Origin of the sequence: Cytophaga sp., assembly GCF_051961495.1 — a bacterium.
Lineage (GTDB): Bacteria > Bacteroidota > Bacteroidia > Cytophagales > Cytophagaceae > Cytophaga.
In genome coordinates this window covers 52,671-69,735 of sequence record NZ_JBQCDF010000135.1, presented here as the reverse complement: position 1 = coordinate 69,735, position 17,065 = coordinate 52,671, and the positions used below count along the sequence as shown (strand labels likewise).

Sequence of the window (17,065 nt, the reverse complement as noted above, 5' to 3'; positions counted from 1 at the left end):
GCAATAACAATTCCAGTGCTGTCGATGCCATACACAAATTTTGCAGAATCACCGCCAATGATGTTTTCACTGATTAAATCCTGAGAAGATTTGTATACATAAATAGCACCGGCGTTGGCTCCATTGATCTCATTCCCGATAATTGAGTTTGATGACGGTACGCCGCTGGTAGTAGCCTTGATCACAACACCTCTTACATCGGCACGGTTGACACCTTTACCTAATGAATCCAGACCTATCCGGTTGGCATAAATATAATTGCCTGAAGATTTACCCTGGATACTGATAGCCGTTGAATCGGTTGTGAGTGTATCGTTCTTCTCAAAGTAAGAGATCCTGTTGTAAACAACAGTCTGGTTATTACTTTCATGAATTACAATAACATCTCCTTTCACGTGATTATTTTCCTTACCGAATATGTTGTGATCAATTTTATTGTCACCAGCCGCAGAATCTATTTTAAGAGCAAATACGGCTGTATTGGTCAGTGTATTTTTTGCAATAAGTGAATTGTAGGTACTGTCTCTTAAAACAATACCCATGGAAACGCTGTCCAGAACAGATTCGGTAAATTCATTTTTACCTACTTTGTTCTCCATCAATACCCCAAGTGTATAATCTGACACAAAAATATTTTTCAGTTTATTCTCCTTGCTATGGATCACAACGGCTGTATCCAGACGGGCAATGCCAGATGAATCTGTATTGATGAAATTGAATTTCTCAATTTCATTCTTATCGTTGCTTAAACGCAAACCATTTCTGGTATTTGTCAGCCACATATTTTTCAATGTACAAACATCTGAAGAGTCGGTGATGTCAAGACCAAAATCCCTGCTGATGTTGGCACCGTTTACAAGAATCCGTTGATCAGGCCCCATACCAACATATTCTTTCTGCGTGTTTCCATCCATCTTGAATCCGCGGTAGCTATAGATCGGATCAAATAAAGAGTCAATCTTGATGTTATAAGGACCTGCTTTCACTTCCGGTAAATTGATACTGAATATAACAGTTGAATACAGATCCGAATAATTAACATCCAGTAATGCCTGACGCAGTGAGTTCGGACCGGCATTGTATTCATTCAATACATAAATTTTCGTTGTACTTGGCGGGATATCAATAACCGAAGAAGTTTTCGACGTATTGCTGTCTGCATCCATGGCAACAGCAATTACGTGGTACCACGTTACAGTATCTTTGTAGTAATATTCTCTCGGAATCTTCACATCCCAGGTGCCATCTGGTTTGGTGAATGTTGTCACCACATATTGATTCATGGATGCAGAGATCGTATCCGAGAAGAACAATTCAATACTGTCGCCCGGTTGCGCATATCCCTTTACAAAGATACCTATCCGGCGGTCAGAGCCTGCTTTTACTTCATATGAAAGATTCTTAGGTTCCGGTTTACCAATGTTGGATTGCAGCGCCCCTTCACCCTTATGAATATTGATACATAAAGCAGAATCTGTTTTCGACGTATAACGAACATTGTTTACAGTATTCTTTGATATGAATACCGTTGAAGAACTTTCCAGGTTGAATGCATCATTACGGGCCTGCAGCACGTGGTTGTACATCACTGTAGAATGCTGCACATTTGTTGTTTTGATGCTGTTCTGGTTTGCACGTTCAAATATGTTTGATACCACGTTCGCCTTTGAAGAACCTGAAATCAATAAGTATACATCTGCACTATCTTTAAATGTATTACCTGTTACCGTAAATCCGGTTGAGTTTGATATAGAAAGCGGGTTCTGCACAAAATGTGCATTGACGGTATTTCCGCTAATAACTCCTTTGGTATTATCCCACGTAATGAATTTGGCTGCCGCTGTATTTCCATTAAAGGTATTATCATTAATAGCAGCATGCGTTGAGCCACTGATATCAACACCTGTCTTTACACCTGTATTGAATATACTGGTACCAACCATTAAGCTATCCGTGCTTACTGCCTTTACACCTGTTACTGTCTGGTTAAAGATGCTTCTGGTGATGGATGTTTTAACAGCTGCAGATGAAGGTACAATACCAACAGCAACACTATCAAATACACAGGAGTCAACCACATTGCGCTTGTTGCTTACAAGGAGACCATTGCCGGTGATTTTATCGAATCGTAATTTCTGAACCAGAATGCTATCTGATAAAATTTCCAGTCCATCTTTTGAATTGGTAATCTCGAATTGTTTGATGGCTGAAGCAGCGTTGGTTGGTGCAATTGTCCATGCGGCAGATGTTAATTTTTGTGCATTCATTCCTGCAATAACACCGTCAGGAATATTCTTTCCGTCGAAGTTTACTCCATACTTGTTATCTAATGTCAACAGTTTCATCTGAAGTTTTACTTCTTTTGCGCCGCCATCAGTAACATTGAAATAAACACCTACAGGATTCGCTTGTCCGTTTGCACATTTCATTGCCATACGAAGTGTATTCGGAAGCGGATAAACATTGTCTGTTGTGTCTTTCAGCGAAGTAATATAACAGTCTCCCAGTATGTACATATCACTCAATGAAGATGTATTTCTATTGATATCTGTTGCTGTTGCCACAACATACCAGGTCGTTTTACTGGCAATTTTACTACTTATTTTCGGATCAACAATTATTTCCCAGTTCCCGCCTGCTTTTGAAAGCGTATCACCTAAGAATTTAGAAACCTCTTCATAACCGCCTGTTCCCAGGTATAAATGAATCGTATCTGAAACAGTATTGTTATTTGTTCCATATACGTGCAGCTTTCCGCCGATCCATTTATGCGAAGTGATCGCGGGTTTCTGCTTCATGTTATTACCTGTATTGATTAAGTTAATCGCATACGCTGTAGGCCTTCCTTTTGAAATATCGTTGTTGTAAAAGAAGTTATATGTGATGATGTTCTTTTTGCCGCCATCTACTATGATACCGCCTTTCTTATTTTGTTTGATATGGTTTTCAAAACCGCCAATCGGATTGTTACCGATGTAATTGTTTGAAGACTTAATCATCATACCTGCACCGGCAGCATAGCTCGTATCACCAAAATAACGTGCCCCGATCAGGTTCGCATTAAATTTACAGGTATCTGAACCTGTGTTTAACAATACACCATATTGCAGCGAGCGTGTAATTAAGTTATTAAATACCTGCACACCATGCGAAGCATCAAACTTCAAACCAACCGCAGTAGAATCAATCGTATTGTTTGCTACTCTTCCGTTTGAAGCGCTTGACAAATAAATACCTGTATTACTTTTATTCGTAGTGTTTGAATTGATAAGTGCAGCTTTACTGTTCGATACCGAGATTGCTTTTTCAAATACATTCAATGTGTTTGAAGTGATTGTACAGTTGTTGCTGGACACAACAGATATACCGCATTTATTCACAATAAGCTTGTCGGCCTTTGAAATTGAATCGGCAACAGCAGCCATGTTAGACAAGATTTTGTTTCCATTGCCACCGTTAACCTGTATCCCGATTGCGGCCTTACGTACTGTATCTGCCTGGATAAAGCAACCCGAAGATGTGTTTACCGAAATACCTACAGATGTAACTGTATCTGCGGAGAATACCATGTTATTGGTTATTTTCTGATTGTTCGCATTGGCAGTTGTTATACCGAATTTGGTAAATCCTTTAATGCGGTTTTTATCAATGGTTATACCGCCGGTTCCATCCAGACTTATACCTGTATTGGAGGAAGCTTGTGATCTGATGGTATTGTTGTTTACCGTTCCATACGTAAATGCAGATGTTTTAACCTGAATAGCTGTATTGGCGAAGTTTTCTATCACATTGTCATTCAGGTCTACAATTTTACTGTTCAGGATATTAATCGCAGTATTGAAGTTCGCCATCTTCATTCCATATATATCCAGCTGATTGCCATTCTGTCCATTGAATCCATATGCTGCATTATTGATAACAGCTACCATTGGTGAACCGGTTACATAGCCGCTTTGTGACGTACCATCAATAATCAATTGTTGTGTTGTGATATCCGGAAGCTGAGAGCTTGTTCTGATCTCAGCAACACCCGAAGCCGGAATAGCGAACTGAATCAGGTTACATTGATTTAAGTTGGCTTTATCAATCGCTTCTCTAAGTGAACCGGTACCCGCATCGGTTGCTACAGTCACTAAACAAATCTTCAGCTTTGGGGTAAATGCTGCAGAAGCCTCTGAAGATTGTATGGCGTCTTTAGCCGATACCGCTCTGAAGAATAATGTATCTGAACCTGCGGCAGGGATTGGGAAAGAAATGATCCAGTTCCCAACAGAATCGGCCGTAGATTTCTGAATGTATTTAACCAGATCAAGCTGATTACTGTTTGAATAAAACACTTCAACTTCATCAAACTTTTCAGCTGCACCGATAAGGAAAAGTTTTCCATCGTGGTAAGTAGATGTAAGGATCACCGGTGTCTGTTTGCTGAAGTTTGAAACATTTGCTGTGGACAGATTCAGTTCAATTGGTTTTTTTGTTGCCAAAAGTCCTGTGATGGTATTTTGTGAGATCTTGATACCTTGACTTCTGAACAGATTCAAGCCTCTGTTCGTAACTGCCGCCAATTGATTTTGATATACGTTTACCTCACTGCAATGATCAAACAGGATACCTTCTGCAGCTGAAGTTATTTTATTCAACGTGACAGTTGATTTCGAATTCGCGAACAATCTCACTGCCGGCAAATTTGTTAAAGGAGTACCTGTGATGATATTCGCTGAAACAACTGACGATGCATTTTCCAGGGAAACAACATATCCATTGGCAGTTGCCGGATTTGTTGCAGATGGGCTATTCGTAATATTTGCAAATGTATTATCCGTTAATTGTATAGAATGCGCGTGATTGGCTGCAACGCCAAAACCAGAGATTTGTCCGGCAACACCTGCTTTTGAAATACCAAACGCATTTTTCGCAACAACCAACGAACCTTTCACACTGGTAATACCGCTCGTGCCGCCGGTGAAGTAATTGTTTGAGATTGTCTGCTGGATGATTGTATCTGCAGCATTTACATAGATTGCATTCTTATTATTAACAAAGCTGTTAGAGTCAATGACTGCATTTGTTCCTGTACAGTACAATGCATTTGCAAAATTTTCAAACGACAGGTTTTTAACTTTGAAATTGTTTGTTGCCCAGTTAAAGCAATTCAACGCTGTATTGGCTGTTTTAACCGTTACAGGTATTGTACGTGCATTTACTTCTACACCAAAATTGTTTGTAACAACCAAACCTGAAAGCAATGAAATTTCATTGTTTGTTTGCGGCAACAGGAATTCTATTCTTGCCGCTACACCATTACTACCAATTCCTGCCTGGTTGGCGCAATTAACAGCCTCTCTTAACGAACCGTCTCCGGCGTTATTTGTATTGGTCACATAACAGACCTGAACAAAATTACCTACACGTACTACCTGAGATAATTGTGATGTACTGCCTGTAGGACTTGTTGCAGTTGCTACAAAATAATTGTTTTTGGTAATGTCAATTTTTGCTGAAGGAATTACTGCGGTCCAGTTTCCGGATGCGTCTGCAACAACTTCAATAACAAAATCAACCGCCTGCTCTGCAACGTATGTACTGGAGAACAATTGAATTTTAGCACCCGGACTTGCCGTTCCCTGTACAGTAGCTACCGTACCATTGATTGCACCAATCAGGTTAGCAGGTTTACTGTAATTGGTATTTCCGTTATTCGTTAATTTGATCGCCAGCGTACTGTTGGTGATCTGATTGTTTAAGATGCTGTTTGCAGCACCTGTATTCACCAGCACACCGGCAATATTTCCATTGGTAATTTTATTACCCGTGTCTGTTCCGCCAACCTGGTTGCCTTTACCTGTGATGTAAACCAATGTGTCTGCCTTAAACGTACTGACAGACGTTCCCCATGTTGTGTTAATGGCACTTGAAACAACTGTAGAGTTATTACCTGTAATGGTAATTGGTCTGGTGCTGTTTATAACTGTAACGTCAGTTATAGCATTCGAATTTGAATTCAGTGCAATTGCCTGTTTGAAATTTGTAAATCCTAAATCGCTGATTGAAACACCGTCTTTAGAAGCAACAAGACCATTGAATGTTCCGGTTCCTTTTACAAAGATCATTGGATCCGGACCTGCAGAAACAGGACCTACAATCGATACAGGAACCTGCAACGGACTCACGGCACTAAGAAGTTTGATGGTATCAGGAGATGTCATCGAAAACTTGATCGTCAGACAGTTTCCTAAATTAGATTCATCAATCGTTGCACGTAACGACTCGATACCGGAATCATTCGTATTTTTTACATAACAAACACAATTGAAACAACCTGTTAAGAATGGTACAGACAATTCTGAAGTATTATTCGCACCAGTACTTGCGGTGTTTACATAGAAGTTTTTCTGATTCGGATCGAATGCTGCTCCCTGTGGAATTTCAATTTCCCAATAGCCTGTTGCATCTGCCGTTGTTGCACCGGCAAACAATAAAGCCTGCTGTGCAATGTTATTGTTGGCGAATATTTCAACGGTGTCTCCTGCAGCTGTTGTACCGCTTAACACAATACCGCCGGATTTTGCTCTTCTGTAATTATTAAATACAGCCGGAAGTTTGCCAGCATTACCTGCACTTGCCGTTAAATGTAGATTAATGGCTTTAACTGTAGCATTGGTATTTGTGATGATGTTTTTAGAGATCCGGTCTTTACTTCCATCAATATATATACCACCACTGATATTGTTCGTAACAGTGTTTGCAAGAATCGTTGCAGATGAGGCCTTAATATAAACACCGTATTGACTGTTTGCCTTAATGGTATTTCCGGTTATTTTTAAACTATCAGCTGTTGAATAAATACCATGCACACCATTTGGTTTTGCATTACCTGCGACATTTGTACCTATATAATTATTCCTGATCAGGTTATTTTTACCTTCTACAAAAATTCCGTGTAGTGTATTTGCGCCAATTGTATTGGCTGTTATTGATGTATATCTGGTGTTTGGAGAAATATAAATTCCGCTCTCAAGATTTGATACAACGTTTCCGGAAACATTAATACCAATATAATTTGAATCCAGGGAGTTTGAATTACAGTTCTGAGCAATCAGAATCCCGTTATTATTGGAAGAACCAACCGTATTGGCTACAATCGAGTTGAATGTCGATTGTGAGTTAATAAGAATACCATCACCGGATGAAGTGAAAATTAAATTCGATTGCAGTTTATTATAACTTGCACCATCCAGCGCAATACCATTTTTAGCATTCGTGATCGTGTTCTGTTGTATGATATTGTATTTGGACCCTGTTACGAAATGTATACCTGCAGCACCTTTATCAATGAAGTTATTGCGGACAATATTTTTAGTTGAACCATAATTAAGCTCAACTGCCGTATTTGAGTTATTTGTAAATTGTGAACGTTCAACAAGTATGTTCTGCGTATTCGTTGATAAAACAATTGCTTTCGTAAAGTTTGAAAACTTAAGTCCTGAAATTTTTACGTTAGCCAGATCACTTCCAACTACAAGACCGTTTAACGTAGAGATGTTTGTGCCATCAATAATCACATCAAACACGTTGACACCCGATTGCGTGAAGCCGTCAATTACAACTGAGTCTGTTAATGTTGGCAACTGTGTAATCGGTTTAATCGTGAATGGACCTGTGCCAACGATAGAGAATTTTATTACATCTTTTCCAGGTTTGTTATTTGAACAGTTTATCGCTTCTCTCAATGAACCGTCGCCGCTGTCATTTACATTGGTTACATAACACGGACATTCAAGCGACTCAATATTCATCGTATCGGATATGCTTATACATCCTTTGTTTGTTGTAACCTTCAGCGTGTATTTTCCTGATTTCGTTGGATAAATTTCTTTTTTATCGCTGAAAAATACTCCATTCACGTACCAGCTCTGTAACGGATAATTATTCAAACCATCAAAGGCTATTTTATTGGTACCACATCTTGAGTAATCACCTGTAGGTACAAAGCTCAGATCCGGAACCGGATTCTGAGTAACCGTTTTAGTTGCTGTAACAATACATTTTGAGGCCACATTCGTTGATGTCACGGAGTATGTACCACCGGAAGTAACCGTTATTACAGGTGTAACAGCACCAGTATTCCAAACAAAATCAGACGTAAGGTTTGTAGAAAGAACAATTGAATTACCACTACAGAATTCGCTTACACCTGTAATAACAGGTGTTGCAGCTGTTGGTTTAACTTTAATTGTTTTAATATTCGAAACAGCCGTACATCCTGTCAGGTTTGTAGTTCCTTTGCTTATTACCTGCAATTGATATTGACCTGAATCTGCTTTCGCAATGTTTGAGAATGTAAGCTTGGCTACATCACCGCCATATGGCTGGTTATTCTTGTACCATTTGAATGTAAAGTCTTTGGTGTCGAGATTTGATTTTAGTTCTGACGATACCTGCTCACAAAGAGATGTATCTCCTGATATTACAACGCTTATAGCAGGAGCAACTTTTATTGCTATGTTATCTGAAGGCGTGGAGCAGCCTGTAGCCGTTTCTTTTACAGTAACAGAATAACTCGCATCATTTTTCAAAAGTGCTGTAGTAATCACTGTATCCGCAAAAGCCAGCTTACTGCCGTTTTCATACCAGGTAAATGTTTTCCCGGATTTAACAACAGGTGTATTTAAAACAGCAGCTGTATTGTAACAGATGTTTACTGCTGCAGCATTTACAACCGGTTTGGCAGGAGGGTTACTAACGCTTACCGTATAATCCGGCAAGGTAGCAAAGCAACCGGTCGTATTCTGGGTAACTGTCAATTGATAATTGCCGCCAGCAGCTGTTGTGATATTATTCAATACCAGGTCTGAACCGTTATTGTTTAGCTTCGTGCCATTCTGTTTCCATATGAATGAATATTCAGATGGGCTCAGGTTGCTGCTTAACATCAACGTACCGCCGGAACAATTCAATTTATTTCCGGAAATTAAATTAGGCACTGTGTAACTATTAACTTTAACTGCAGCTGTCGTTGCATTACAGGTTGCTGTAACCCAATAGGCAACGCTATAGTTACCTGGTGTTGAAACATCATAGGTTTGATTTGTAGCTGATGCAATCGCTGCTCCGTCTTTATACCATTGGTATGCCAGTTTCGCTGTTACAGGGGAACTCAACGATACCTTTCTGCCGTTACATAGAAGCGTATCTTTTGAGGTAACCGTAATTTTTCCAAGTACTGCAGGAGCAGTAACTGTTATCGTTGATGATTTTGTGCTTGAACAGCCCAGGCCATCCGTAACTTTAAGCAATACGTTTTGGTTACCAGGATTAAACTGTTGCAAGGTAGTGTCACGTACTGATGTTTGTCCGTTGCTGAATGTCCATTTAACCGGGGCCTTTCCATATTTGCCATAAGCACCTTTCTCAACAAATTTATATGTATTGCCAACACATGCAGGAGCTGTAATAATGTAGTCTGCTGTTGGAGGTGGTGTAATTACATATGTATTTTGTGTCGTAAAGGCACAAACTGGTAGTGCAGCATTATCGCTTTGCGAATACACCGTTAATGTTACGGTGTATGAGTTAGCGGTCGTGTATTTATGTTTCCCGTTGCGGTCTCCGCTGCCTGAATAGGTTTCTTCCGGCGAACCGTCACCAAAGTTCCATTTCCAGCTGATGATTTTATTGGAAGGAATGTTAACTGACAGATCATTAAATACCAATGTATCTCCAACACACCCCGGTTGGTCAAGCTTAAAGATCGCACGAGCCAGTACTTTTACAGGTTGTCTATCATACCTGCAGCCTCTTGTCAATTGCACATTATAAATACCAGCATCCTGGTATTTATATGTCGGTGCAGGACCTGTTGCTGTTGATCCATCTCCGAAATCCCAGCCAAGTCCTGATAAACCGGCAATAGACGGATCAGCATTAAACTTAAACGGCTGACATAATGAATTCTGATCCACTGTAAATGAAACCCCGGGATCGCTGCAGCCACCGCCAATACCGCCGCCGCCGCCCGCGCAGGATTTTACAATTACATTCTTAACATCAGCATACTGTACACAGCTTTCTAAAGAAACCTTAACTTTATACGCATATATGGCTTCCTGATTTAATGGTTTCTGTACCGGAAGACTGAATGGTGTAGCAAGAGGAGCTGATACCGGCACATTATTTTCATACCATTGATAAACATAATCCTGCCCTTCGAAAGTAGATAACTTAATATTTGTAAGTGCTGCTGTAGCCTGCGTACAAACCACAACTTCGTCTAATGTAAAGATAGATGCCTTTGGCAGCGGTAATTGTTTGATGTATCTGGTGGAAGAGTTTATACAGCCATTATTATCAGTTACCTTTACTGTATACAAACCTTCTGTATTAACCGCCGGTGTTGGTAGTGCGGAGAATGCGGTTTTCGCATCATTCAGATACCATTCATACGCATTGTATGCCTGTGTCGTAGATATATTCAGGCTGTTGCTTCCGCAAATTGTTCCCGGGTTAATAACCGGTGAAGGCAATACATTTACAACAATTGGAACCTGGATCGTTTGTGTACCAAAACGGTCATAGGTTAATGTTAATGTATGTGTGCCTGTTTGATTCCACTCTATCGTAACAGAATTCTGAGCGCTGCTTGTAATACTGCCGCCGCCATCAATGCTCCATGATAAATTTTTAGTCAGATCATCCGGCTGGAAAGAATAATCAACCCTTGCGTTTAAACAGGCAGGCGCGCTGGCAATAATATTTTTACCGATATCCGCAGCTTTCTTAACCTGCAGGGTCATCGGTACACCATTACAAGCAGGAGATGCAAATTTATCCTGTACCTGAATAGAGAAGGGTTCTGTACCACCCCATTTAACTGTAAGCTGGTTACTGATGTTTGATTGTAAAACACCTCCGGTAACCGTTACAATGTAATTCGAATTTGCAAAGTTTTTAACTGTATATACAGCAGTCTGTAATCCCGCAGGATCAATAACAACCGGACCTTCAACCGTGATACTGGATGGAGAAGATTTTACATATACATTTTTACGCACAATAAATTCTTTACCGTTGCTGTGAACCTTCAGTTCGATCTGCTGATATCCGGTATAGTTAAACAATGGGTTAAAAGTTATTCCGTTAACAGGAGTACCCTGCTGATTCAGTATCCAGGAATAGTCTGACGTTTGACCCGGGTTTACATTTGCTGTATAGGTTGCGCTGGTTGTTATACAAACTGTATCCGGACCGGTAATTGTATAATCAAATAATTTTTTTACATGTATCTGCAGCTCAGCTGAAGTACAAGCGCCTTTTTTTGTTGCAACACTCAATGCAATATAATCCGGTGAAAAACTATTTCGCTGAATGGTAACGGTGTTCAGGTATGCAGAAGCGATCGTGCCACCCGGAGACGACCAATAAAAATCAACATTATTGATATCTGTATTTACCAGGCCGGTATATACATCTATTGAATTTACTGCCAGCTCCGTTTCACCGGCAATAGCCGTTACAACCGGTTTCGCGTTTACGTGTACCACAAATGTATCCTGTGCATTACACGCAGTTGTCGGGTCCGCAGGACCGGCCGTAAGCTTGTAAACACCGTCTGCATTTCCCCAGGTTGCAGTACCTGTTGTACTGTTTATCGTATTTCCTGCACCAGCTACCTGCCATCGTACAGTACCGATAGAAGGTACTGTCTGGTATACGGTAGATGCATTTGTACAAACTTCTGTTGCTCCGGATATTTTAAAGGTTGGTCTAAGCGCTACCTTAAAGGAATCTGTTTTACCGCATTTCAATAATTCATTATATGTTGTTAAATATACTGTTCCTTCAGTAAGAGAAGTACTCCAGGTAATATCAATATCTGTAAGGTTATACCCTTTGTTTATAGCCGAGCTGATTGATCCGCCTTTAACAGACCAAGTATAAAGAGATGCCGGTGATTTATCTTTAACTACTGTTTCATAATGAGAGAAACCACCCTGACAAACTTTATCCGGTCCTGTCAACGTAAAGTTTGCCGGAACAATCGGCACTTCAACACTTACAGGAATTTCACACGCGCCCGTGCCGCAGCCGGTTGCCAGCAATGTAATTTTTCCATTTCCCGTTGTGCCATCACCCCAAAGAATACGAACAGACGTTGTTCCCTGTCCGCTTTGAATTGTACCTCCTGCAACTGTCCATAAAATATTCTGACATGTTGCATTCGTTGTATAGGTTTGCTCTGTTCCCGGACAAACAACAGAAACAGTTTCAATAATTGGTGTGTTAACCGTTTTTACTATTATCTGTTTGGATAAAGAATTTGACTGACCGCAAAAGTTTGATGCAGTTAATGTAATCGTATATGTACCTGCCTGCGCATAAGCATAGCTTGGATTGATCAACGTAGACTTCTGGTCGTTGCCATATGTCCATTGATACGTATAGTTAGAAAGGTTTGCTGTAGTATTTACCAGGTTAATTACCTCGTCTTTACAAACGGTTGATGGGACGATAAACGTTGGTGCGGGAATCACATTTGCAAGAGCCGGATCTATGTGCGTCTCGTAAGCGCCTAAATCTATAGTATCGGCAAAAATACGGGCTGTTCCATCCAGGTCAAATAAAGAAACACCTAATGCATTATTTCCTTTATTGATCAATGGTGACTGGCACGACAAGCGATAGTTGCCGCCGATGAAATCAATGAACTTAGGGTTTGCATCATAAATTTTTGTACCGTCTGAAAACCCTCCCTGTACAGATGTATTGGAAATTACCGGAGTTACACTACCCGCGATGATAGGTGCATTTGTTCCGTTGCCCCAGAAGATCGAATTGGCAATGGTTGTAGGTACACTCACAGATAATACACCCGGACCGCCGGTAGTAGTATTTTTTACAAATGTGCTGTTGTATATTTCTGCAGGATACGGACCATACTGTGTGTTGTTTGCTGAGTTATTTATTACACCAAATGTTGCATTTTGTGTTTGGTTATTTTCAAAAAGTGAGTTGCTGACTTTAAACACTACATTTACAGTAGTTATTGCACCGCTTCCATCCCGACATTTGTTATTATTGAAAGAAGATTGATCAACGTACAACGCCGACATGTTACTAGCATAAATGACTGGAGCATCAAATATCGATTCATTTTCACTGAACGAACATTTCTTTATTGTCGTAATGCTTCCCACATATGGGTAAGCAATACCGAACGTTCCTATCACACCACTATTAAAACCGCCGCCCATATATCCCCGGGCCGTTGCGATTGATTTATTCTTTTGGAAAATACAATTTTCAATAATAAGATCTCTTCCGACCCAGTTGATCACACCAAAATTGTAGGCTGAATTATTAATGAATTTTGTGTTGCTAATCTTTGCATCCTCGTTATTATATCCTGTTGAATACAGAACACCCGTACCAACCGTTGAATAACCGAACTGATATTCTGAAACATTATTTTCAAATACACAATTATCGATTTGCAAATTATTCGCTGATGAATAAAATACACCCGCAACATTATTGCTTACATTATCTTTGAAAGTACTGTTTGTTACTTCTAAAGATGTGCTTACAGTAAACAAACCCATACTGTATCCCAGGTTTGATCTTCTGATTTCATTGTTTAAAAATTGCGATTGATCAATAACTACATTTCCTGCCAGGTTAAAAAACATTCCTTTTTGCTCATTAAAGTCCTGTGAATTGTTTTGAAAGATTACATTTTTAATCAGTACATCACTGGTATCTTTATTTTCCATCAACAATGGGCCAACACAATTTTGTATCGTTACATTGTCCAGCTCAACATCAGAATACGCGTCCATGAAGTAATAATTTAGCGTATGGACATTTTCCATTGTTGAGTTTTTTATTTTCAACGGTCCGTTCGCCATTATTCCCTGGTAATTAAAATTGATGTTTGAAAATGTGACATTATCTAATGATAAAGTCTTTAAAATAAAAATCTGACTGCAGGTAGAATTTTTAAAAGTTGTGTTTGAAATATTGAATATGTTAGTATTTGAACTATAAAATATCGGGCCATTATTAAGATTCTCAAACGTACAGTTGTCAATCGTTACCGAAGTGTTATCGTTTGTAAGAATCTGGCTTGAAATATTTTTAAATTCGCAGCCTTTAAATATCACATCCCTGCCGCTCGAGCTGGGGAACATTGTTGAATTAAAATTCGAAAATCTACAATTGATCATATTCAACTGCGCATTCACAGAATACATCAGCGTGTTTGTTCCCTGAACTATTGTGTTTTCAAATGTAACCGTAGAAGGTGCATAAAAATCGTTCAATGAATTGTCTTCCGAGATATAAAAGTTGGATTGGCAATTGTAAATCTGGCTATTAGTAATTTTCAGGTCTACGTGGTGATAAAAAGATGCAGGGGCCTGGCCATTATAGATATTACAATTATTAAGTGTTACCTTAAACCGGTCTCCCGACTGAATATTATAAGCAGTTGCAATTGTATCGTACTGGATAAAAAGAGCAGTACCAAAACTTGTCAGGTCTACCCCATCAATAATAAAATCTTTATTCTGTTTTATATTAAAGATGTTTGAAGTATTTGATGTCTGAATAATCGACTTATTTAAAGCAAGATCTCTGGCAAAAACACTGGTTTCTGTTCCTGCAAAACCGCCATAAATGGTAATGCCATTATTAATGAAGTAACCGGAAGCACTTTTGTAGTTAGGAGTAGTATACGTTCCCTTCGCTACCCAGATCTGGTCACCATCTACCGTTACGGTAAGGGCCTTTTCAATGGTTTTGAATGGCGTAGTCCAGCTGTTACCGTTTTGTGTTGAGCCGGTATAATTTGCATTGACATAATACACTTTAGCCAAAAGTGTATTTGAAAAAATCAATGCTAAAAACAAAATAACGGTTGAAATGAAGTGTCTCATTTTTCTGTGTGTTAAATTTTTCATTCGCTTAAACGCATAGCTAAACTGCGCTTAGGTATTGCCGGTTAGTATTTTACTTTAATGACTGTACTCATTACAGAGATTCTGCCATCAGGCAGTTCTGCAATAATCGCATAGGAATATTCTGTATTGGTAGTTAGCCAGGTATCGTAGTATTCTCTCTTCGTACCTGCAACAAATTCATAGGTTTCAACCTGCGCTCCGTTTTGAGAACGCATGATCTTAAATCCTTTCGCTGGTTTATTAAAGTCCCATGAAAGCTTAACCATTTTATTTTCCCTGCTCATCACCGCGCGCAGATTGGTCACCACAGGAAAGGGATCTTTCTCCGGCTGCTGTATACGCAGGCGCTGTTCATCTTTTGACTGCAGGCCTGAAGAATCTTCCACGACCAGGCGATATTCATACCATACGTTGGATTGTGTAAGCGTATCACGCAATTTTGTCCGCTGCAGTGCATCTGTGCCTGTAAGCTTTGCAACCGGCACCCACTGAAAATCAAATTCGGATTTTTTATAGATATAGGTATACTTCACATCTTTTGAAGGGCTTGGTTTCCACTCCAGCAAAATACCTGAATACGTTGCTTCATAATTGGTGAAGATTCCGTTGATCGGTGGAATTTTATCCGGCAGCGGTACTTCAAAGTAAGGTGAGATATAAGATGCATTATATACCTGATCTACGGCAACTACTGCATAATACATTTTTTTCCAGCCGGCTTTCAAGTCAACGGTTTCTACAAACGTTGTATCAAAGATGGTTGTATCGGTTCTCCGGATCGGCTCATGATGCTTGTAGAATGTGCGGTACACGCGGTAACCGTAGATATCCTTTTCTTTGGATTTTTTCCAATGCAACGTTACCACTCCGTTGGTATCACAAATACCGGTAACAATTGTTGGCGGTGCCGGTGGAATGGAATCGACCAGGAATCCTTCTTTAACCAACGAACAGATGGAATCTTTAAAGTAGCCGTACGAACATACTCTATAGTAATTGAACACTGCTTTGCCCGGTGTCTGGTCAACATATTTATATATCTTTCCGTCTATCGGCTTCGTGTTCACTTTAGTCATCGGTCCAAGCGGTTCGTTTGCGGTCCACACGGAAAATGAAGTAATACTTTCCACATCTGCCGGCGGCACAATCCATTCCAGTTCAATCGCAGAATTATCCGGAGAGAACGAGCTGGTAATCGTAGGCGCTGCCGAAAGAAAGGCGTATGACTTCACCGTTAGCACTTCTGTAAACGGACTCAGTTTTTCAAACCCGTTAATAGCTTGTACTTTGTAGTAGTATGTTTTATTCATTTCCGGAAATGAATCAATATACCGTATGCGTTTTTCATCTGCTGTAATAGCAACCTCACCTATGTATGGGTCTTTGTTTACTTTCTCAAACGTTCCCCCCTTACTTGTTGAACGGTAAATGTTGTAAGCAAAATAACCGGAGTACTTCGGCTGTATCCAGTACAATTCAACAGACTTGTCTGTATTCTTATAATCAAAACCCAGTACCTTGGGTAATACTTCCGGTACACCTGTATTTACTACGGTTCGAGCTTTTATTTTTTTTGCATTGTTTAATGTTACTTCATAAAAATAAATTTTACCTGTTATGGCTGTTTTATCTTCATAGTATAAACCCATTGCTTCAGAAGATTTATTTTTAAGCAAACTCCCCAGCAAGGATATTACGTGCAGGTAATCCTTTTGAGACTGCAGCTCAGATGTAGCAGAGAGAGATGTTGCAGGTTTTGCATTTTCTTCCATGATGCGTGTGGCAATCACAATCTTTGCATTCTCCACATCCCGATTGGTTTTTGCTTCTTCCGTTATTCTTTCAGACGACCATGGTTTCAATGGTTCTGCAGTAAGCGTTTCTTTCTGTACAATTACCCACTTACCGTTTACTGCCTTTACCTCCGTACGCTCAATCATATATCCGTTATTAATACCTTCTACCCAGGTTTTATAATTTGAAGGCAGCCATTTTAATTGAACTTTATCAGCTGAAACATTTGAGATCAAACCAATACTGTCCAAACCCTGCGCAAATGAAGCGGAAGCAAAGACAAGTAATAAAAGTACTCCTATTAATTTTTTCAT

2 protein-coding genes are annotated in these 17,065 nt (G+C 39.7%); both read right to left on the bottom strand.

What is annotated here, in order from left to right:
- A partial coding sequence (locus ACTHJT_RS06790) for a right-handed parallel beta-helix repeat-containing protein (RefSeq protein ID WP_440237245.1) occupies positions 1-14,933 on the bottom strand: 14,933 nt, incomplete at its 3' end.
- 65 nt (positions 14,934-14,998) lie between these two features.
- A complete protein-coding gene (locus ACTHJT_RS06785) occupies positions 14,999-17,065 on the bottom strand; it encodes a hypothetical protein (protein ID WP_440237244.1) in 2,067 nt (688 codons plus the stop codon).